Consider the following 21,822-nt stretch of genomic DNA (forward strand, 5'->3'; position numbering starts at 1 on the left):
TGAACACTTTAAAGCGAAAATTTTATTAAATAATTTATATAAGAAAATTGGGGTTCATTTAGGATAATCGGGGTGCCGTGTAATATCACTTCACCCCAACATTTGACATAGAACCTTATTTTATTAATAAGTATTTGGATAAATGTATAAACCTTACTACCTTAAACACCACTATCTTTTCAAAAAATGTAAGCCAAATTATGGACGTCACCTTCACTTTTAAATACTTCTTTTGTACAAAATTAAGCCCATTTGCATATGATAGATTTTAGAATAACCTTCGACAAAAGTATCGAAGAAAGGAGTATCATATGCGTCCTCAAAGTTTTAGACCACCAATGCCACAAGGTCGTCCATTTAATAGTTTCCCTGGTCCGATGCAAAACTTTGGATATCAACAGCCTCCTCAGTTTCCACCAAATATGGGTCCAGGAATAATGCAGGGTGTAACACAAGGTATGCAGGGAATACAAGGCATGCAAGGTATGACGCAAGGCGGATTACCTACCAGAGGCTCTACACCTAAACTTGACTCATTTATGGAAACGGCTAATCGATTTTTATCAACTGCACAAAGCTTTCAACCATTAATTCAACAGGCAACACCAATGTTCAGGAATTTACCTGCTATATGGAAGTTATATAAAGGTTTTCAAAGTTTACCTAAATCACAAGGCAGTCAAGAACCATCTAGGAAAAGCGAAAAGACTTCTACATCAGTAAAATCAAAAGATAAATATAGACCTGAACCACTCACTACACGTCCTTCAGTTCCACGTATTTATCAACCACCTTATAATTTTGATTAATGCTTTTAGTGAAAAATTAGTAGGAAGTTTTGTATAAACCGTGTCGCTCCGTTATAATAAATTTATGTAACCGCAAAAGGAGTTGACATGATGCAAGTCATTAAGATAAATCCAAGAGGCTATTGCTATGGAGTAGTCGATGCAATGGTGATTGCACGCAATGCCTCATTAGATAAAACATTGCCAAGGCCTATTTATATATTAGGAATGATTGTACACAATAAGCATGTTACGGATGCTTTTGAAAAGGAAGGAATCATCACATTAGATGGTTCTGACCGTAAACAAATTATTGAGCAAGTTGACAAAGGTACTGTAATTTTTACAGCCCATGGAGTTTCACCTGAAATTCGTGAAATTGCTAGAAAGAAAGGGCTTGTTTCAATAGATGCCACTTGTCCAGATGTTACAGTAACTCATGATTTAATTCGTGAAAAGTCTGCTGAAGGTTATGACATCATTTACATCGGTAAAAAAGGGCACCCAGAACCAGAAGGGGCAATAGGTGTTGCGCCAGACCATGTTTTTCTAGTTCAAAACATGGATGATGTAGATGCACTAGAATTAAAGAATGATAAATTATTAGTGACGAACCAAACTACGATGAGCCAATGGGATGTAAAGCATATAATGGATAGCTTAAAGGAGAAGTTTCCACATATCGAAGTTCATGAAGAAATTTGTCTTGCAACCCAAGTTCGTCAAGAAGCCGTTGCTAATCAAGCTGGCTCAGCAGATTTATTAATCGTTGTAGGGGATCCAAGATCAAATAATTCAAATCGATTAACTCAAGTGTCTGAAGAAATTGCCAATACACCTTCTCACCGTATTGCAGATTTATCTGAACTAAAATTAGAATGGCTAGAAGGGGTTGAAACAGTTGCTGTAACTGCAGGAGCTTCAACACCAACGCCAATTGTAAAAGAAGTCATTTCGTTTTTAGAAAAATACGATCCAAAAGATCCATCAACACATGAAATCAACAGAACAGTTACATTAGACAAAATCCTACCGAAAATTAAAGAACCAAAGCCGGTAGAGAAGATTATGCCTTATTAATTTAATTATCCGAAAGTACAATTCAACAGCTAGATTGAATTGTACTTTTTTGTTTTAATAAATTACATTGGAGTATTTATAATTATAATGATTTATAGTGTAGGGATGTGAGCGGGCTAAGCACATAAGCCGCAGCGCCACGTTGTATCTGTACGACTTGTTTTTGTGCTTTGTGTAATGCCTGCTCACCAAATTAGCCGTGCTTCTAATTCTTCTAATATAATTCGCAGCTCACAGTGGGATGCTGCGTTTACTTATATTTCTTAAAACTACTTTGACAAAAGAAATAACATTTTGTTTAAAAATATATGTTAGATGCCTTTTCCTATTTCGATAATTTCAACTGAAAATGTATTAAGACCATTTTCTTTTGAAATTGTATTAATAATGTCGTTAATTTTAAGTATATTTTTATCATCAATGTCTTTGCTTGGTAATGAAATTGTAAGGACTTTTTCATCAGAGGAGTAAACTGTATACTGTATTCTTCTTTGTGGAGAGTAACCGCTTTTTATTAACTCATAAATTATTTTCTTAGTTAATTTAACTTCTTCAATTTTCGTGTATATTTCTTCAATTTCCTTTAATTCCTCAGCAGTAGCGTAAGAAGGGAGATTCTCATTTTTTTGATCGTAAGGGAAATTTAATAAAATAATAATGCCGATAATAATTAAAAAGGCTAATAATATGTAATATCTTCTCGTTTTAATTCCTCCTTCTTTAAAAAGTATGATAATAAGTTTTTTTATAAAACATTTTTTTATAAAACAATATTTTAATTGCAACTTCACTCTCTTCAATAAGGTATATTTTGCATAACCTGAATTAATTAAATATTCTAAAAGCCTTGCGTTTATTGGGCTTCGGCAGTGGATTTGTTGTGCTTTATATTACCAAGATGATACAATATGAAGCATATTAGGAGGTACGAAATATGTCGAAATATACGGATTATGATTTTAAGCCATTTTTAAGAGATGCAATAGCGAAACTTGGCTTTACAGAACCCACCCCTATTCAAAAGGAAATGATTCCGCTTATTTTAAGAGGAAAAAGTGCGATTGGACAGGCACATACGGGAACAGGTAAAACACATAGCTTTTTATTGCCAATCGTGCAACGTATTAACGAAGAGAAACAAGAAGTACAAGCAGTGATTACATCACCAACTCGTGAATTGGCTCAACAAATATTTGATGCATTAAGTCAGCTAATTGAAGAAACAAACATCCAAGCGAAATTATTAATTGGTGGTACGGACAAACAACGAACAATCGATAAATTAAAAACACAGCCACAAATTGTTGTTGGAACACCTGGACGTATTCGTGATTTAGTTGCTGAAGGAGCATTGCTTGTCCATACGGCGCCAATTCTAGTTGTAGATGAGGCAGACTTAGCATTTGATATGGGTTTCATCGAGGATATTGATGGATTTGCTTCACATATGCCTGAGAATCTTGAAATGTTTGTATTCTCTGCAACGATTCCAGTTAAATTACAGCCGTTCTTAAAAAAATATATGGAATCTCCAATTCATATTCATATGAATGATAAAAAACCAGTGGCAGAAAACATTGATTTTGTATTAGTTCCAGTTCGCTCGAAATCACGCAATCGTAGGTTATTGGACGTCATTGAGGCGATTAATCCTTATCTTGCTGTAATCTTCTGCAACACGAGAAAAACAGCAGAATCAGTAGCTGGATTTTTAGCAGAACAAGGAATTCGAGCTGGTCAAATACATGGTGATTTAAGTCCGCGTGACCGTAAAAAAATGATGAAACAAATAAGAGATCTAGAGTTTCAATATATCGTTGCAACGGATTTAGCAGCACGCGGTATTGATATACAAGGGATTTCTCATGTTATCAATTATGAAATTCCAGATGATCTTGAATTTTTCATTCACCGTGTGGGTCGGACAGCTCGTGCTGGCAATAGAGGAACTGCCATTACTCTTTTCCAGCCAGAGGATGAAGATGCATTAATTCGAGTTGAAAAAATGGGTATACCATTCGAACAAAAAGACGTAAAAAATGGTGAATGGATTGAATTAAAAGAACGCCACGCCCGAAAAAATCGAGAAAAACATGAAAACGAGATAGACGTTATTGCAAAGGCAAAAGTTCGTAAACCAAAAAAGGTAAAACCTGGTTATAAACGAAATATGCGTTGGGAAATGGAAAAAATTAAAAAGAAAGAACGTAAAAAAAGAAATCGTATGAAATAAAAGCTTTGAGGATGCTTAAGGCCTAATATCAAAAAAGCATACGAAGATAATGGGAGGAAACTTGAGAATGTTGATTGGTTCACACGTTTCGATGAGTGGGAAAGAAATGCTTCTTGCTTCAAGTAAAGAAGCAGCTTCATACGGTGCATCTACATTTATGATTTATACCGGTGCGCCGCAAAATACTCGTCGTAAACCTATTGAAGAATTAAATATTGAAGCAGGCCTTGCGCATATGAAGGAGCATGGGCTTTCAAATATTGTAGTACATGCACCATATATTATTAATATTGCGAATACAACAAAGCCAGAAACATTTGCACTTGGCGTTGATTTTTTACAAAAAGAGATTGAACGTACAGCAGCAATTGGCGCAACACAAATAGTATTACACCCAGGAGCCCATGTTGGAGCAGGGGTTGATGCAGGTATTGCGAAAATAATTGAAGGCTTAAATGAAGTGTTAGCTACGAATCATCCTGTACAAATTGCACTAGAAACGATGGCGGGAAAAGGCTCTGAAATTGGGAGAACATTTGAGGAATTAGCACAGATTATTGATGGTGTAAAAAATAATGAACGTTTATCCGTTTGCTTTGATACATGTCATACACACGATGCTGGTTATGATATTATTAACGATTTTGATGGAGTATTAGAGCAATTTGATAAACTAATAGGGATAGACCGCATTAAAGTAGTTCATGTAAATGATAGTAAAAATGTTTGTGGTGCTGCAAAAGACCGCCATGAAAACATTGGGTTTGGACATATTGGATTTGAAGCATTATATAATATCGTTCATCATGAACAGTTTAAGGAAATCCCTAAAATTCTAGAAACACCTTGGGTTGGAACTGACTCAAAAAATAAAAAAGCACCTTATAAATATGAAATTGCCATGCTTCGTACAGGCAACTATAAACCTGAAGAAATTGAAGCATTAACTGTTTAACAAAAAATGCACTGAGCAAACTAAGCTTAGTGCATTTTTTTATTAGAAAAGCGTAAGCGCCCCGTAAGCCCCGTGCCGCCTCTTGTCGCGTCCATGCGACAGGCGGCATGATTCACATCGTGTGAACCTCAAGCGCTGGCCGACAAAAACGCCACATCGTGTGGCATTGTCGGCACTTGCACATCCGTGTGCTTCGGAGGGCCCTCTGTCGAAAGCATCTTTTTAGCTTTCGACAGAGGGGCAGACCGCGACCTCGAGGGGCTGGGCGCTGGAGCTAGACCTTACTCAGGAGGATTAGGTGAAAAAGAAATTAGTCGTCATTTTACTTCTAACACTTTTACTTATTAATCATGACAAGATTGTTTCTGCAAATTCGAACTTAGAAAACATCGTTCAATCACAACTCGGGAATGACAATATTAGTGTTTCTGTAAGAAGTTTAGAAACAGGGGAAGTCATATATATGAAAAATGGAGATGTTGGAATGAAACCTGCTTCTACTTTAAAGCTTCTTACTGCAGCGGCAGCACTTAATGTTCTTGGTTCCAACTATCGCTTCGATACGATGGTTTATATCGATGGTTTGGTTGTGGATGGTGTATTAAGAGGAGACGTTTATATAAAAGGAGGAGGCGATCCAACTTTACAAAAGAAAGATTTTGTTGCCTTTGCAGACACGTTAATGCATCAAGGTATAAAAATGATTGATGGAAATTTATATGGGGATGATACTTTGTTTTCAGGCCCACAACTAACTCCAGGTGTAGCAAGTGCGGATGAAAGTTATTATTTTGCATCAAGAACAGCAGCATTAACGATGTCGCCTGACAATGATTATGATGCTGGTACAATAATAATTGATGTATCTCCGTCTTCAGTAGGAAGGCAGCCTATAATAAGTGCTAGGCCGAATGAAAGCGGGATGATCATTCAAAACAATGCGGTAACTGTAAATGCGAACCAGTCAAACACAATACAAATTGAGAGGCAATACCGAACAAATACTATAGTTGTTACTGGGAATATACCGATTGGCAGCTCCTTTAAAGACTGGGTAACACTTTATGATCCAACGATTAATACTCTTCATGCGATTAAAAATACATTTAGACAACGTGGCATCGATTTTTTAGGTAATTCAGCAGTAGATCGAAAAGAAGTGCCTGCTGATGCTTCAATGATTTATACTAAGCATTCTTTACCGCTAAAGGTTTTGATTAATCCATTTTTAAAGCTTAGTAACAATAGTATTGCAGATATATTAATAAAGACTCTGGGCAAAGAAGCTTCTGGAAAAGGTACGACTGAAGCTGGAGTAAGTGTTTTAAAAGATTATGGAATAATGCTGGGTCTGGATGCAAATCAATGGTCGCTCGAGGACGGATCGGGAATCTCACATAATAATCGAGTCACTGCAAATGAGCTAACAAAGCTTTTATTTAAAATGCAGGGGGAACCCAACTATAAAGAGTTTTATGCAGCTTTGCCAATAGGAGGAGAGAAAGATCGTTTACAAGGTGGTTCACTTAGTAAACGATTTAATTCAAAGCCTTATACAGAGCGAGTTGTTGCGAAAACAGGGAGTATTTCCGGAGTATATACGTTGGCAGGCTATGTAAAAGCAGCTAGTGGGCAAACCTATGCATTTGCAATTATGACACAAAATCAGTCTTCAATAGCAATCCCTTCAATTGATGAAGTTGTAAAATATATGATTAATTCGTACTAAATTAAGTAAAGAGTGAGTAAAGTCGTTATTAAAATGACTTTTCTCACTTTATTTTTTAAAATATTTTAAGCACTACACCTAAATCTTAACAGTTATTTGCGTTTCGAAATTAGGAAGCTGCGTTTTCACAAAGGTAGTTGTAGTTTTATAAAAGAAATTAATCATTTAAAACAAAATTAGATTAAAAATATAGAGTTTTTTCTTATTTCACAAACATCCAGACATCTCTGTGCACTTAGTGAATCTGGACTCGTCTAGGTGAAAACATGCTAGTCGGCGAAAATATAAGCTTCGGCAGCATCCATTCCAAAATCTAGATCATTAGCAGGAGTTTTTCTATAGTGTCTGGTATGAAAGAATTCAATGCCTTGGATTATTATTTACATAAATTGCAAGGAAAAGTCTGATATTGTGACGAAATAGATTACTACGGAAAAGAAGTACTTATTACAAAAATATAGTAGGAGGAATTGAAGTGTCCGAAAACAAAGTAACAAACGGTATGACAACTAACGTAGAAGGGCGAGTTCTTGTCATAGAACGAGTCTTCAACGCGCCACGAGATCAAGTATTTAAAGCGTTTTCGGAACCTGAACGCTTGGAGAGCTGGTGGGGTCCAAAAGGATGGCAAACGGAAAATCGCAAATTTGATTTTAAACCTGAAGGCGTATGGCACTATTGCATGCGTTGTACAGATGAGAACCAAGGTGAGTTTTTTGGCCAAGAATCATGGGGGAAATTTGTCTATCAAGAGATCATTGCACCTGAGAAGATTGTCTATACAGATGTTTTTGCAGATCAAGAAGGTAATGCTGTCGATGGTATGCCAGAGATGCTAATTACGGTGGATTTTGTTGAACATGAAGGAAAGACAACACTTATTACACGTTCTCAATTCGCGTCAATCGAGGCTCTTCAGCAGGTAATGGATATGGGTGTAGTCCAAGGTATGGCCTCACAATTTGACCGCCTCGATGATCTTCTAAAAGAGCTACAGTAGATAAGATAACAAGTATTAGGAGTTGTTAAGTCAACTCCTTTATTATTTTTCTAAAAGGTTTAAATAAGAATAAAAGTTTTATAGAGACATTGATCTTCAACAACAAGGCGCATTTGTGCAGCAACAGCATATTAAATGATCCAATTTTAAAAATCTCATATATAAGTAAAATAAAAAACTCCATTTTGATCAATCTTTTATCAAAATGGAGTTTGCATTTACTGTTAAATAAGAATTGAATAGCATTTTTAAGCAAATTTTATTCCAAGCCAACTGCAGTCTGTTGCCTTTCTTCTAATGTTTTAAAAATAGTAGTCTATTAATTATGTTAAAAATATGCTATAAGAGTAAATGATAGCATTTTTATAATAAACTGATAGTTATTAATAGCTATATTGGAGGCATCTATGAAGAACAAAATATTCACATACATATTAATTTTTACTCTTATTGTTAGTAATTTTATATTTTTACATTCAGCCTCAGCAGCATCAAGCCTGGATCAAACAGTACAATCCCAATTAGGAAATTCGAATATTGGTGTGTCATTAAGGTCATTAACAACAGGTAAAGTGTTATATGAAAAAAACGGGGACATTGGAAGAAAACCCGCATCCACTTTAAAGCTATTAACAGCATCAGCAGCACTAGACGTTCTTGGTCCAGACTTCCGTTTTGAAACACAAATATATATTGATGGGGATATACAAAACAACATATTATATGGTGATTTATACATAAAAGGTAAAGGCGATCCAACACTTAATAAAAATAATTTCTTAACTTTTGCAAAAGTTTTAAAACGTAATGGCATTCATAAAATAACAGGAAATATTTATGGAGACGATACTGCATTTTCAGGTTCTCAGCTTACTCCAGGTATAGCTGTTGAAGATGAAAGTTTTTATTATGCAGCACGAACAACTGCTTTAACTATGTCGCCAAACAGCGACTATGATGCAGGGACAATGATTGTTAATGTTAAACCGACAAAAGTAGGGCGCTCCCCACAAATAAATGCTGAGCCTAATACGAGTGGAATGCGTATTCAAAATCGCGCAAAAACAGTAAGTAAAGGTCAGAGGAATACAATTAATATTGTACGAAGATATAATACGAATCAAATTATTATTACCGGTAATATTCCAATTGGAAGCTCAGCGAAAGAATGGGTAACATTATTTGATCCAACAATTAATACGCTGCATGCATTAAAATTAACGCTTGCCGGTACTGGTTTAAAATTTCCTTCTACATCTACAGTTAAACGGAAAAAGGTTCCAGAAAGCGCTGAGCTTATATATACTAATCAATCCATCCCATTGAAGACCCTTATGAACACTTTTGTAAAATTAAGCAATAATAGCATTGCAGATATTTTAGTTAAAACAATGGGTAAAGAGGTATATGGCAATGGCCATATAAATGAGGGATTGAAAGTAATAAACGAATATGGTGAATCACTAGGATTACATATGGATCAGTGGAGCTTTGAAGATGGCTCTGGGATGTCTCATAAAAATCGTGTTACTCCAAATGAGCTAACTTACTTGTTATTAAATGTAAGAAACGAACCAAATTATCGTATTCTATATTCAAGTTTACCAATCGGTGGTCAGCAAGATCGCTTAATAGGTGGTTCTCTTAGAAAAAGATTTACCTCAACAGCGCTGCAAAACCGTGTTGTCGCAAAAACAGGTAGTATTACTGGAGTCTATACATTAGCGGGATATGTAACAGCAAAAAGTGGAAGAACATACACCTTCGCGATTATGACGCAAAATCAAACATCAAATAAAGTGGACGAAATCGATCAAGTTGTCAAAAAAATTATAAATGACTATTAATAATTTATAGGCTTCAAAAAATAGAAAAAGAACATGTCTTGAATATTAAGACATGCTCTTTTTAATTTAATAAAAACTAAGAATTTGCTAATTTCTATTTTTATACTTTAGAATACTGGACCATATTACATATATAATAATAGTATCTAATATCAAATACAAAACATTAAATAAAATACCCTGTATTCCGATTTCAAAAACTTTTAGAAAACTGATTCCTTCACCTTTATATTGAATCCATTTTAAAGGTAATCCTAAAATAAATGCTATTATAAAACTGGCTAAAATCCTTGTATTTTTAGTCATCATATTCCCCTAATAACAGTTTATATTCATTGCCACAATTTAAATATTTATTTTGAGGAGCATATTATTTTAATGAATTACTAATATTCCTAAAAAGAAAAGTTTAGAAAAATTTATATATAGTATTGAACATTTTAACTGATTACGCAATTAATTCCTTTTTGTATTTTGACTCTAAAGTTTGTTGAGTAGTTCATTAGTTACAACCCAAATAATAGATATAAACTATTAAGAAAGATAGTCTATTGTGTATATGAATCATAAAGTTTCAGTAGCTTCTTTAACTTTTTCTTACCAATAATTTTTTCAACTTCTTTTAAAAATGCTTTAGGTATACCTGTTATAATCCAAGTAAAAGAAGCTTTATCTACTAGTGGACGCAATTTTCGAACTTCATCAATAGATAAATCAACATCGTATTGCTTTGCATATTGAATAATTTCCTTATCCGATTTTGATAAGAACGCTTCAATAAATTCAATCTGTTTCAATAAATCATCCTTTCAATACTAATCAATTAAGAATTCTTCCACACCCAAGATTTCAAGCTTGCTCACTTTACATTTTGCTATGAATCAACTATACTAACAAGTTGTAAATCGTAATGATTATGAATTAGAAAGAAGAGAAAAAATGAGCGAAACAATAATCGAAATGAAAAATGTATCTTTTCAATATGAATATACACAAGTATTGAATGATATTTCCTTTCAAGTTAAAGAAGGAGATTTTCTTGCCATCCTTGGCCCTAATGGCTCTGGAAAATCTACCCTTCTAAAATTATTACTTGGTATAATTAAACCGATGGCTGGAGAAATCAAATTGTTCGGTCAGCCTAATGATTCATTTCGTGAGAGGGAATGGATCGGCTATGTTTCTCAAAAGTCCAATGCTTTTAATTCAGGTTTTCCTGCTACTGTCGAAGAAGTAGTGAAAAGTGGATTATCAAAGAAAGTTGGTTTATTTAAACGAATGCCAAAGGATGCAAAAGAAAGAGTACATCAAACATTAAAATCAGTAGGAATGGAAAAGTTCAGCGACCGCAATATTGGCCAGCTTTCCGGCGGGCAGCAGCAGCGTGTTTTTATCGCACGGGCACTTATTTCAGAACCTAAAGTTTTAATTTTAGATGAACCTACTGTTGGTATTGACCATGAAAATGTTCAATCATTTTATGATATGTTAGCAACATTAAACAAGGAACAAAATATAACAATTATTTTAGTAACACACGACGTTGATACTGTGTCAAATCGAATTAGCCATGTTGCTTGTTTAAATCAAACGATTCATTTCCATGGATATAAGGAAGATTTCGATTCAATATCACAAGAACAGCTCGACAAGTGGCAAGGCCATGCAGTAAGAAAGATTCATTAAAGAGGAGAAGGCATAAATGATCGCAGCTATATTAAATTATGAATTTTTACAAAATGCCTTTTACTCAGGGCTTATCATTGGTGTGATTGCACCTGTTTTAGGGGTATTTATCGTTGTTAGGAGAATGTCTCTAATCGCCGATGCACTTTCTCATGTTACGTTGGCTGGTATTGCAGGAAGCTTATATTTAAGTCAATCGATTTCTTCACTTGCATTATTAAATCCAATCTACCTTGGAATTGCTGCTTCAGTTAGCGGCTCAATATTGATCGAACGCTTAAGGAGCCTGTATAAGCACTATGAAGAACTGGCGATTCCAATCATTATGAGCGGTGGTATTGGACTGAGTGCGATTTTTATCTCGTTGGCAAGTGGATTTAATACTGATATGATGAGTTATTTATTTGGCTCTGTTTCTGCAGTATCAAGGCATGATTTGTGGATTGTTATTTTTATCGCAATTGTTGTTTTTGTATTTCTATTTACATTTTTCAAGGAAATGTTTGTATTATCATTTGATGAAGAATATGCAAAGGCAAGTGGATTGCCTGCAAAATGGATTCATTTGCTATTTATGATTGTAGTCGCATTAGTTATTGCAGCAAGTATGCGTATTGTCGGCATTTTATTAGTTTCTTCTTTAATTACGCTTCCTGTTGCAGCAAGTATGCGTATAGCAAAAGGGTTTAAGCAAACGATATTTTATTCGATTTTATTCGGGGAAGCAGCAGTCATCATTGGATTGGTGAGTGCGTTTTATCTTAATCTAGCTCCAGGTGGTACAATAGTCGTAACATCAATTATCATTTTATTTTTAGTTATCATCGGTAAAAAGAGCGTATTAAAAATAAAGGCGGAAAGGGGTTAGTTTTTTGTGAATCTTTCGCGAGCTTGGGAAAAATTAAAAGAAAACGGTTATAAAAAAACAGATAAACGAGAGCTTATCTTAAATATGTTTGAAGAAACTGATAAATATTTAACTGCCAGGGACCTATTGACAGTTTTGAAAAAAGATTTTCCTGGAATGAGCTTCGATACAATTTATCGTAATTTAGCAACATTTGTTGACTTAGGAATATTAGAAGAAACAGAGCTCAATGGTGAAAGAAACTTTAGAATGCAGTGTGAATCAGAACACCACCATCACCACTTTATATGTATGGAATGTGGAAAAGTAAAAGAAATACCTATTTGTCCAATGGAAATGATTAACGAAAAGTTGCCAGATTGTACAATTGAATCTCATAAATTTGAAATTTACGGTAAATGTGCAAATTGTAAATAATACTTTTATTTTGTTGCAAACTACTAGTAGCCAAAAATAACTATTCAATTATTGAGGGCAGTATGGTACATTGCATATTAAGTGAATAAGTTTGCAGGGAAAAGACGCGCAAAAAACGCTAAATTGGGAATTCGGTTAAAGGCCGAAGCTGTGTCCGCAACTGTAAGTGTAGTTTTTAAGGGTGTGCTCTTAGTCAAATTAGAAATCATCTATTAGAAAAACACACAAGCCAGGAGACCAGTCTTTTTCTGATCGTAACAAACCTCTTCGGAACTAAAGAGAATGTACGGCAAAATTTGTTGAATATCCATGTGAATATTCTGTAAGTTAATGCCATCCATTCTCGGATGGCTTTTTTATTGTAGAAGGCTCTTTAACGACAAAGAAATGAGGAAGTAAGATGAAATATTTTAAAAATTTATGGTTTGCACTACTTGTAATATCATTATTATTAGTTGGGTGTGCATCTAATGAAGAAACAACGACTACACAAAAAGATAGCAAAAATGAACAACAACAGTCTTATACTGTGGTTGATGATCGAGGTATTGAACTAACATTCGATAAAGTACCTGAAAAAGTAGTATCGTTATTGCCAAGTAATACAGAAATTTTATTTGAACTAGGTGCTGGGGACAAAGTTATCGGTGTAACACAAAATGATACATATCCCGAAGAAGTACTTGAAATTGAGCAAGTAGCTGATTTTGAAACAGTGAATGCCGAGCGAATTGTAGAAATGAATCCGGATATTATCTTTGCATCTAGCAGTAATGAAGGACAAATTGAGCAATTAGAAAGTACAGGGCTTAAAGTATTCGTCATCGAATCTGCCCTTACAATTGAAGATGTTTATGGAGATATTCAACAAATCGCACAAGTTATGGACGTAGAAGAACAAGGACAACAAATTGTAGAGACGATAAAATCACAAATTGCCGCGGTACAAGAAAAAACTGCAACTATTGAAACAAAGAAAAAAGTATACTTTGAAATTTCACCAGCTCCAGAAGTATGGTCAGTTGGTTCTAATACATTCCAACAAGAGTTGATGGATGCTGCTGGTATTGAAAATGTATTTTCAGAGCAAGAAGGTTGGTTTTCAGTTACAGAGGAAGATATCATTAATGTAAATCCGGAAGTAATTCTTACTACAGTAAATTATGCAGAAAACCCAGAAGCTGAAATATTATCACGTGCAGGCTGGTCAACAATAACAGCAATCCAAAATAAACAAGTTTATTTAATAGACCCTGATATTGTTAATCGCCAAGGTCCACGAATTGGTGAAGCAATTGAGTTAATGGCAAAAACCGTATATCCGGAATTATTTAAATAATCATTTGATGGTGAGCAGAGCCGTTTCAATAAACTGAGACGGCTTCTTAATTACGTCTAAAGGACAATCCTAATTAGTCCATAACGCAGGATCTTGAATAGGAGATTTTCCATGGGAAGAGTACTTTTTATTACAGGTGGTGTTCGAAGTGGTAAAAGTGCATTTGCAGAATACTATGCTAAAGAATTATATACAAAATATAACAGCAGCCATTTAATTTATATTGCGTCTGGTGTTGCATTCGATGAGGAAATGAAAAGTCGTATTACAAGACATAAGCAAGATCGTGAAGTTTCAGAAATAGAGTGGATAACAGTGGAACTTGCTGATGAAGTTCCAACAAAACTCGACAAGTTTCAAAATAATTCTATCGTTTTATGGGATTGTATTACAACATGGTTATCCAATGTTCTATATAAAACACAAGGTTTAAATAAAATAAATCGTTTAAATCAAATAGAACACCATTTAAATGAATTTAAACAACAAATTATATCATGGAAAGGCCAAGATATAGTTGTAATTTTGGTGTCAAACGAGGTGTTGGATGAACAGCTTTCCGACTTTTCTGAAGTGAATTTATATCGACAAATTTTAGGTGATTTACATCAATGGATTGTAGCAATTAGTGATGAAACTTACGAAATAGATTACAGTTTAAAACGACAGTGGAAATAGCAGGAGAAAATTCAAACAACGGGGAGGCAGCTTTTTGAAAAACAGTTTAAATGGTCTTTTATTATCCTTTCAATTTTTTACATCCCTTCCGATTCAAAAGCAACTCCCGATGAATAAAAAATCTGTGACGGCAATGTATGTAACAATGCCCATATTAGGTTTATTAATGGGTAGTACAATTGCTATTATTATTTTTATAAATGAACATTTTCTGCAGTTTTCCAGTTTATTATTAGCAGTTTGTATCGTTGTAGCAAATATCGTTATGACTGGCGGCCTTCATTTGGATGGTTGGATGGATATGGGGGATGCCTATTTTTCATATCAAGCCAAAGAAAGACGACTGGAAATTTTAGAAGATTCACGGATAGGTGCATTTGGTGCAATTTCCTTAGTTGTGCTTGTCCTATTAAAGATTGCTTTTATTTATGAAGTGTTAAACAAGTTGGAATCCGTCTCCTATCTATTTTTTATTTGTATTCCATTTTTAAGTCGTATTGCAGTACTCATCTATTTTCTCAGTACTGGACCTGTAAAAGAAAAAGGGCTGGCCGCATATTTTAAAGCACAAGTAATACATAGGAGAGTATGGATTTCGATTGCCATTTATATTTTATTGTTAATTCTTGCATCCTATTTTTTTTCTACTAGCTGTTTACTTATCCTCTTTGGTGCTATGCTATTCTTCATATATTTATATCGACAGTGGACAAACAGAAATTTTGGTGGTATGACAGGGGACTTAATTGGTGCACTTTATGAGGGGGCTGAATTGTTTTTATGGGGCATTCTGTTACTGTGCATTTAATTCGACACGAAAAAACAGCTGCAAATATAGAAAGAAAATATATTGGCTGGACAGATGAATCAATTGTTATAAATAAATGTGAATATCAGCTTCCAATACAGCCTGCAAATGTATATGGAAGCGATTTAAAGCGTTGCAAGGAAACTGCCAAGCTTTATTTCCCAACAGCTTATTTTCATCCATTGGAAAAGTTTAGAGAAATAAATTTTGGCGATTTTGAAATGAAGACATATGAACAATTAAAAGAAAACCCGATGTATCGTCAATGGATTGATTCTCCGGAGACAGTCATCCCCCCTAACGGAGAATCATTTGCTAATTTTACCGAAAGAATAGTTCATCAATTTCGTCAAATTGTATCAGCAGCTGGCGACTATTGTTTTATTGTTCATGGAGGTGTGATTCGAGTTTTACTTTCAATGATCGGTCCAAAAGAAGAGTCTTTTCAACAAATTGATGTCCAGCATCGTTTGATTTATACATTACAATGGTCAACTTGGGCAAATTTCGAAGGGGGAGCAAGATGCGAGTCATTATCGGTGGAGCCTATAATGGAAAAAGAAAATTTGTAAAAGAATATTTGGATAAGTTAAACGTAAAAAATCGATATGTTTTTGAAGGCGAAATACCAGTTTCAACCTTTTCGCAAGAAGATTATGTTATCATAGGGAACTTTGAAAAAATAATTTTACAATCAATTGAGCTAGATGAAGAGGAACATGCTGCAAAAATTTTCGATAAACTATCAATATTAGATAAACAAACAAATGTCATTTGTATTTGTACGGATATTGGAAGAGGTATTGTACCCCTTGAAAAGGAAAATAGAAAACTTAGAGATACATGCGGAAGATTGTATCAAAAATTATTTGCTGAAAGTGAACAGGTTATTAGAATTTGGTATGGGCTTCCTGAAATACTAAAAGGTGGGGAATAAGATGAAAAAAAATAATTTAAGATTCATTACGCTTACTGCTTTAATTTCAGCAATATGTGTAATCGGGAGCTTTATTAAAGTTCCAGGCTTCATCACAACAGCAGCTTTAGATTCTGCACCTGCATTTTTAAGCGTTGCCTTTTTACCGCCTCTTTTTTCCGGTATTGCAGGTGGACTAGGTCATCTTGCCAGTGCTTTAACTTCAGGTTTTCCTTCAGGTCCACTTCATATCATAATCGCCATTGAGATGTTTATTATCGTCTTTATTTTTAATATGTTACATAAAAAAGGCTTCAATATTATAAAATGGTTGTTTCTAATTGTGGCAAATGGAATACTGTCCGCTATCCCATTTTATTTTATAATATCACCTGCATTTTTTATCGGTGCAGTTCCAAATTTGTTGGTTGCAACAGTCATTAATGCTGTTATCTCAATGCTAGCAATGCCGATTATTGCTAAAGTTTTTAATGAACGAAAGGTTTCGAATGTATGAGAAATGCCATCAAAATTGATCATAACACGGTTGTAACAATTGATAATGCAGGATGTATTGGTGAGAAAGAATTTGATATTGTTAATGTGTCTAATAGTTTGACTGCTTATTATACTGCGCGTGTAGCAATACTAGAGCAATGGTGCGCGGGAGCACATCCTACTCATATTTTTTTATCAAACTTTACAGGTGATGCTGCATGGAGTGATTATGAGAAGGGAATTCAACAAGTATTTGAGGAAATTGGGGAGAACTTGCCGCCTATAAAAGGCTCAACTGAGTCTAATTTTGAATCAATGCAATCAGCCTTAAGCATTATGATGATTGGAAAAGTTGCATTTGAAGTGAGTACAAATCATCTCTATCACTGGTTTGTAGTAGGGAAGCCATTAGTAGGTCAAGAGGTAGTGGAGCAAGCACAGCATGTAGCTAAGTTGCACGAGTTATATAAACTATTAAAATTAGGTATTGCAAAACAAATATGGCCAGTTGGATCAAAAGGTATCGCTGCAGAATGTGAAAGAATTTTCGAAGGAAAACATTTCTCCTGTAAGTTGCCTTTAGAGAAGACAAGTGGACCTTCAACCTCTGTAATCGTCGCCGTAGATAAAGAACAAGTTCATCTATTCAAAGAAATAATGACTGTACATTATGAAGCAATCCATATAAAACTCTAATATTTATATGAAATGCTAGTTTTTTCTTGTTAAGTTTAATTCAATATGATAATATGATGACATATACAATATATAGTGTTTTGTTTATATTGGTTCTACTATATGTAGATTAAAAGGGAAATCAGTGAAAATCTGATGCTGTCCCCGCAACTGTAAATGTGAACGAAAGTCGGATACCACTGTGCTGCCAGCATGGGAAGGTGATGAGTAGGAAGAAGCATAAGCCAGGAGACCTGCCAAATAAACAAATTCTACATTTCTTCGGGGACTGGGAAATGGAGGCAAGCTGGGTATAAATAGTACCCGTCTGTTTCCGTTTACATAAAAAGCTATCCCTAGTCAATTAGGGGTAGCTTTTCTATTTATATAAGAAAGGGAGAACATAGATGAAATTATATACAAAAACAATTTGTCCTAAATGCATGTTAATGAAATTCGAACTAAATAAAGCTGGTTTTGAAGGGGATTATGAAATCATTAATATCGAACAAAACGAGCAAGCTAAAAATAAATTAGTAGAAGCTGGTATTCTATCAGTTCCAGTATTAGAGATTAATGGACGACTAATTCAAGACATAACTGAAATGAAAGATGCCATCAGCAGGATTTTAGTATGATAGCATTCGCAAGTCGAACAGGCAATGTTAGGTATATTATAAGTAAATTAGGTTTGCCCAACATTGAAATTTCACAAGGGTTAGTAGTCAATCAACCTTTTTTGCTTTTTACCTATACAGATGGGTTAGGTCAAACACCTAATATTGTTGAACAGTTTCTTTTACATAATTCTCAATTGTGTAAAGGAGTTATCGCAAGTGGGAATTCAAATTTTGGACAAGCAGTCTTTTGTAAACCAGCAAATACAATTAGTGAAAAGTATAATATACCAATTGTACGAAAAATTGAATTGCGGGGATTCCAAAGTGATTATGATGCAATAATTGAATTCTATAACAAAGTTATTGGATTGGTGGGAGTTTAGAAATGAATGAATACTTAAACTTGAACAATAAAGTTTTAAATACGTATAGCACTACAGGCGTGCTAGATTTAGAGCAAGATAGAGAAGCTACCCGCAAATATTTCTTGCATAGCATCAATGTGCGAATGCACAACTTTAATGATTTAGAAGAAAAAATAAACTATTTAATTAATGAAGGCTATTATGAAAAAGAATTCCTAAGCTTATATACGATGGATTTTATTAAAAAAATATATAAAATCGCTTATTCATATAAATTCCGTTTTCCTTCCTTTATGAGTGCAAGTAAATTCTATGAGGGGTATGCGCTGAAAAGCCGCGATGGAAAGGAAATTCTTGAGAGATATGAGGATCGAATTGCAATTATTGCACTTTATCTTGCACAAGGTGATACAAATTTAGCAGAAAGTGCTGTTCGCCATATGATGGAAGCCTACCAACCAGCAACTCCAACTGCTTTAAATAGCGGAAAGAAAGCTCGAGGAGAATTAGTAAGCTGCTTCAAGCTTTCAATGGATGATTCAATGAATTCCATTGCAGAAAATATCGGCTATTGCTTAGAATTATCTCGGCTAGGAGGAGGGGTAGGAACATTACTTACAGACATAAGACCTTTAGGAGATCCTATTAAAGGCATATTAAACCGTGCAAGCGGCGTTATGCCAGTTGCAAAGTTACTTGAAAATGCATTTTCTTATTCTAATCAGCTCGGTCAACGTAATGGCTCAGGTGTTGTCTATTTAAATATTTTCCATGCAGATATTGAAGAATTTATTTCCTCAAAAAAGCCGAATGCAGATGAAAAAATTCGACTAGCTACTCTCTCAACCGGCATTATTATCCCTGATATTTTCTTCGGGTTAATGAGAAAAAATGAAGATATTGTATTGTTTAGCCCTTATGATATTTACAAAGAATATGGACTGCGAATGTCAGAAATTAGCATGACAGAAATGTATTACGAGCTATTAGATAACCCAAATATTCGTAAATTGAAGAAAATAAATGCACGAAAATTATACACAGAAATAAAGAAAACTCAATTCGAATCAGGCTATCCATTTGAGATTTTTGACGATAATGTAAATAATCATCATTCACTAAAGGGCGTAGGCAGAGTTAAAATGTCTAACCTTTGTACAGAAATTTTACAAGTTCAAACAACAAGCAATATTACTGATATGGACCAGCCAAACGAGTATGGCTTAGACGTTTCCTGTAATTTAGGGTCTCTTGATATTCATCGTGCAACAAAATCAACTAGCTTTGAAGATCTTGTAGATACTTCAATGCGCTTGTTAACGAGTGTTTCCGAAATGACAAACATCGTTAACGTTCCATCTGTTGTAAAAGCAAATAATCTTATGCATTCAGTTGGATTAGGTGTCATGAATTTGCATGGCCATTTAGTAACAGAAAACGTTGTTTACGGGTCACCTGAATCAATCGAATTTATTGACGCCTTCATGGAGGCTTTAAATTATTATTCATTAAAAACATCCATGACTATTGCAAAAGAAAAAGGGATTTGTTTTGAAGGATTTGAAAAAAGTGAATATGCAAATGGAAATTACTTTGAAAAATATGTTCAAAAATCTAATACAACACCTTCCGATAAAGTAAAAAAAGCATTAGGAAACGTACCAATTATTACTGCAGCCATGTGGAGTCAATTAAAAGAAGATGTAATGAAATATGGAGTTTACAATGCATATCGATTAGCGATTGCGCCAACTGGCAGCATTTCTTATATCAGATCATGTACTGCCTCTATTCAGCCGATCACAGAACGTGTAGAAATTCGTGACTATGCGGATAGTAGAACAATTTATCCAATGCCATTCCTTAATAATGACAATATGCATTTATATGAGGAAGCATATAATATCGATCCATATAAATTAATAGATTTGTATGCAGCTGCACAGAAGCATGTCGATCAAGGAATATCTATGACATTATATGTGACAAATAATTGGACTACTGAAAACTTGGCGAAAATTTATATTTACGCTTGGATGCGCGGAATCAAGTCTGTTTATTATGTTCGTCAACGTTTACAATCATTGGAGGATTGTGTATCATGCTCAATTTAAAACAATTTGAAGCAATCAATTGGAATAAACCAACTAGTGAATTAGCAAAAATTTTTTGGGACCAGCAATGGAAGCAAATGTGGTTTCCAGAAGAAATTGCAGTAAGTAAAGATATTAAGCAATGGAAAGAGTTTGAACATCAAAATACTTATAAAAGAGTGTTTGGTGGACTTACATTACTTGACACGATTCAAACAAATATTGGCATGAATGAAATTGCTAAATATAATCCAGACCTTCAGGAAAAGGCGGTACTTACTGTATTTGGTGCATTTGAGGCTATTCATGCAAAATCCTATTCCTATATTTTTACGACACTATGTAACAATGATGAAATCGATGAAATATTTGAATGGGTAAAAACAAATGAATTTCTTCAATTTAAAGCAAATCGCATAAGCGAGATATACGAAGGTATACAAGAAAATGACGAAGAATCATTGTGGAAAGCGATGTTTGCTTCTGTTATGCTAGAATCCTTTTTATTCTATTCCGGATTTTTCTATCCATTATATTTAGGTGGTCAAGGTATTTTAAGAAATAGTGCTGAAGTAATATCGCTTATTTTAAGAGATGAATCCATACATGGAGTAGCAACCGGCTTCTTTGCACAAAATCTCTTTAAAAAGCTGTCAGGGGAAAAGCAGGAAAAATGCAAAATTTGGGGCTATGAACTTTTATTAGAACTTTATGAAAATGAAATGAACTATACGGACGATCTATATGCAGACACTGGCTTAAGTTCGGAAGTTAAAGCATATGTCCGCTATAATGCCAATAAAGCATTAATGAATTTAGGGCTAGATACGATGTTCCCAGAGGAAGAAATTAATCCAATCGTCATGAACGGTATACGTAATGAAGGTTCAACCTATGATTTCTTTTCACAAAAAGGCTCGACATATACACTTGCGAAGGTAGAACCAATTACAGATGATACGTTTAATTTCAGTCAAATTCTATCCTTTAAAGATGACTCAAAGTAATGATTTGATGTAAGTAATAAAAAATCCGCAATAGTGCGGATTTTTTTTATAGGCGTGCGCCCGGCATGCGTATGAACTATAGGGTGCAAGTCCCGAACTCCGAAGACAGAAGTAGAGGTTAGCTAAGAGCAAGGGTGTCCGTGGCGACGCGGAATCTGAAGGAAGCTGGAGGCAAAACACCGGTCCGAGGAACACGAATCTCATATAAGGCTAGGTATGA

Annotated in this window: 23 protein-coding genes and 2 riboswitches; of the genes, 21 read left to right on the forward strand and 2 right to left on the reverse strand. The window is 34.5% G+C overall.

The features are described 5' to 3' along the window. Window positions 1-311: 311 nt before the first annotated feature. On the forward strand, window positions 312-809 hold the full coding sequence (gene vrrA, locus EKG35_RS16445; RefSeq protein WP_126295631.1) for a VrrA/YqfQ family protein: 498 nt from the start codon (window positions 312-314) through the stop codon (window positions 807-809). Window positions 810-899: 90 nt separating this feature from the next. After that, window positions 900-1,868, forward strand: a complete 969-nt coding sequence (locus EKG35_RS16450; RefSeq protein WP_126295632.1) for a 4-hydroxy-3-methylbut-2-enyl diphosphate reductase — start codon at window positions 900-902, stop codon at window positions 1,866-1,868. A 311-nt stretch (window positions 1,869-2,179) separates the two neighbouring features. On the opposite strand, the gene EKG35_RS16455 is transcribed toward EKG35_RS16450, so the two are convergent. Next, the gene (locus EKG35_RS16455) at window positions 2,180-2,659 is read right to left on the reverse strand and encodes a hypothetical protein (protein ID WP_126295633.1); all 480 of its coding nucleotides are present in this window, start codon (window positions 2,657-2,659) and stop codon (window positions 2,180-2,182) included. Between the two features lie 143 nt (window positions 2,660-2,802). Here EKG35_RS16455 and EKG35_RS16460 point away from each other — a divergent pair, with 143 nt between their 5' ends. From EKG35_RS16460 to dacB (EKG35_RS16480), 5 genes are all read left to right on the forward strand, one after another. Further along, a complete protein-coding gene (locus EKG35_RS16460; RefSeq protein WP_126295634.1) occupies window positions 2,803-4,101 on the forward strand; it encodes a DEAD/DEAH box helicase in 1,299 nt (432 codons plus the stop codon). Window positions 4,102-4,168: 67 nt separating this feature from the next. Beyond that, on the forward strand, window positions 4,169-5,056 hold the full coding sequence (locus EKG35_RS16465; RefSeq protein WP_126295635.1) for a deoxyribonuclease IV: 888 nt from the start codon (window positions 4,169-4,171) through the stop codon (window positions 5,054-5,056). A gap of 298 nt (window positions 5,057-5,354) precedes the next feature. After that, window positions 5,355-6,785, forward strand: a complete 1,431-nt coding sequence (gene dacB / locus EKG35_RS16470; RefSeq protein ID WP_126295636.1) for a D-alanyl-D-alanine carboxypeptidase/D-alanyl-D-alanine endopeptidase — start codon at window positions 5,355-5,357, stop codon at window positions 6,783-6,785. A gap of 502 nt (window positions 6,786-7,287) precedes the next feature. After that, the gene (locus EKG35_RS16475) at window positions 7,288-7,785 is read left to right on the forward strand and encodes an SRPBCC domain-containing protein (RefSeq protein WP_126295653.1); all 498 of its coding nucleotides are present in this window, start codon (window positions 7,288-7,290) and stop codon (window positions 7,783-7,785) included. A gap of 407 nt (window positions 7,786-8,192) precedes the next feature. Next, window positions 8,193-9,632 carry a D-alanyl-D-alanine carboxypeptidase/D-alanyl-D-alanine endopeptidase gene (gene dacB, locus EKG35_RS16480; protein ID WP_126295637.1) on the forward strand — a complete coding sequence of 480 codons (1,440 nt, stop codon included), beginning with the start codon at window positions 8,193-8,195 and terminating at the stop codon, window positions 9,630-9,632. 548 nt (window positions 9,633-10,180) lie between these two features. Here the strand turns inward: dacB (EKG35_RS16480) and EKG35_RS16485 are convergent. Next, window positions 10,181-10,429, reverse strand: a complete 249-nt coding sequence (locus EKG35_RS16485) for a DUF2624 family protein (protein WP_126295638.1) — start codon at window positions 10,427-10,429, stop codon at window positions 10,181-10,183. A gap of 142 nt (window positions 10,430-10,571) precedes the next feature. Between EKG35_RS16485 and EKG35_RS16490 the strand changes: the two genes are divergently transcribed. From EKG35_RS16490 to nrdF, 14 genes are all read left to right on the forward strand, one after another. Next, window positions 10,572-11,318, forward strand: a complete 747-nt coding sequence (locus tag EKG35_RS16490; RefSeq protein ID WP_126295639.1) for a metal ABC transporter ATP-binding protein — start codon at window positions 10,572-10,574, stop codon at window positions 11,316-11,318. A 16-nt stretch (window positions 11,319-11,334) separates the two neighbouring features. Next, window positions 11,335-12,186 (forward strand): metal ABC transporter permease, encoded by an 852-nt coding sequence (locus EKG35_RS16495; protein WP_126295640.1) that lies wholly within the window; start codon window positions 11,335-11,337, stop codon window positions 12,184-12,186. 6 nt (window positions 12,187-12,192) lie between these two features. After that, window positions 12,193-12,603 carry a Fur family transcriptional regulator gene (locus tag EKG35_RS16500; protein ID WP_126295641.1) on the forward strand — a complete coding sequence of 137 codons (411 nt, stop codon included), beginning with the start codon at window positions 12,193-12,195 and terminating at the stop codon, window positions 12,601-12,603. A gap of 85 nt (window positions 12,604-12,688) precedes the next feature. After that, window positions 12,689-12,863: riboswitch (cobalamin riboswitch) on the forward strand. A gap of 140 nt (window positions 12,864-13,003) precedes the next feature. Then, window positions 13,004-13,942 (forward strand): ABC transporter substrate-binding protein, encoded by a 939-nt coding sequence (locus EKG35_RS16505; protein WP_126295642.1) that lies wholly within the window; start codon window positions 13,004-13,006, stop codon window positions 13,940-13,942. A 111-nt stretch (window positions 13,943-14,053) separates the two neighbouring features. Then, window positions 14,054-14,620: a bifunctional adenosylcobinamide kinase/adenosylcobinamide-phosphate guanylyltransferase gene (locus tag EKG35_RS16510; RefSeq protein WP_126295643.1), complete on the forward strand. Its 567-nt coding sequence runs from the start codon at window positions 14,054-14,056 to the stop codon at window positions 14,618-14,620. Between the two features lie 34 nt (window positions 14,621-14,654). After that, entirely contained in the window at window positions 14,655-15,428 is a 774-nt protein-coding gene (gene cobS, locus EKG35_RS16515; RefSeq protein ID WP_126295644.1) for an adenosylcobinamide-GDP ribazoletransferase, read from the forward strand. Beyond that, window positions 15,401-16,000 carry a histidine phosphatase family protein gene (locus EKG35_RS16520; RefSeq protein WP_126295645.1) on the forward strand — a complete coding sequence of 200 codons (600 nt, stop codon included), beginning with the start codon at window positions 15,401-15,403 and terminating at the stop codon, window positions 15,998-16,000. The genes cobS and EKG35_RS16520 overlap by 28 nt, the downstream gene beginning before the upstream one ends. Beyond that, the gene (locus tag EKG35_RS16525) at window positions 15,952-16,365 is read left to right on the forward strand and encodes a bifunctional adenosylcobinamide kinase/adenosylcobinamide-phosphate guanylyltransferase (RefSeq protein WP_126295646.1); all 414 of its coding nucleotides are present in this window, start codon (window positions 15,952-15,954) and stop codon (window positions 16,363-16,365) included. Before EKG35_RS16520 ends, EKG35_RS16525 begins: the two co-directional genes overlap by 49 nt. 1 nt (window position 16,366) lies before the next feature. Further along, window positions 16,367-16,861: an ECF transporter S component gene (locus EKG35_RS16530; RefSeq protein ID WP_126295647.1), complete on the forward strand. Its 495-nt coding sequence runs from the start codon at window positions 16,367-16,369 to the stop codon at window positions 16,859-16,861. Further along, complete coding sequence (locus EKG35_RS16535; RefSeq protein WP_126295648.1) at window positions 16,858-17,538, forward strand: hypothetical protein; 681 nt, start codon at window positions 16,858-16,860, stop codon at window positions 17,536-17,538. The genes EKG35_RS16530 and EKG35_RS16535 overlap by 4 nt, the downstream gene beginning before the upstream one ends. A 72-nt stretch (window positions 17,539-17,610) precedes the next feature. Beyond that, window positions 17,611-17,793: riboswitch (cobalamin riboswitch) on the forward strand. 131 nt (window positions 17,794-17,924) lie between these two features. Continuing rightward, window positions 17,925-18,155: a glutaredoxin family protein gene (locus EKG35_RS16540; protein WP_126295649.1), complete on the forward strand. Its 231-nt coding sequence runs from the start codon at window positions 17,925-17,927 to the stop codon at window positions 18,153-18,155. Continuing rightward, on the forward strand, window positions 18,152-18,520 hold the full coding sequence (nrdI, locus tag EKG35_RS16545) for a class Ib ribonucleoside-diphosphate reductase assembly flavoprotein NrdI (protein ID WP_126295650.1): 369 nt from the start codon (window positions 18,152-18,154) through the stop codon (window positions 18,518-18,520). The genes EKG35_RS16540 and nrdI overlap by 4 nt, the downstream gene beginning before the upstream one ends. 2 nt (window positions 18,521-18,522) lie before the next feature. Further along, window positions 18,523-20,616, forward strand: a complete 2,094-nt coding sequence (nrdE, locus tag EKG35_RS16550) for a class 1b ribonucleoside-diphosphate reductase subunit alpha (protein WP_126295651.1) — start codon at window positions 18,523-18,525, stop codon at window positions 20,614-20,616. Beyond that, entirely contained in the window at window positions 20,604-21,602 is a 999-nt protein-coding gene (gene nrdF, locus EKG35_RS16555; RefSeq protein ID WP_126295652.1) for a class 1b ribonucleoside-diphosphate reductase subunit beta, read from the forward strand. Before nrdE ends, nrdF begins: the two co-directional genes overlap by 13 nt. Window positions 21,603-21,822: the final 220 nt, after the last annotated feature.

The organism is Lysinibacillus telephonicus, from assembly GCF_003966145.1.
GTDB lineage: Bacteria > Bacillota > Bacilli > Bacillales_A > Planococcaceae > Ureibacillus > Ureibacillus telephonicus.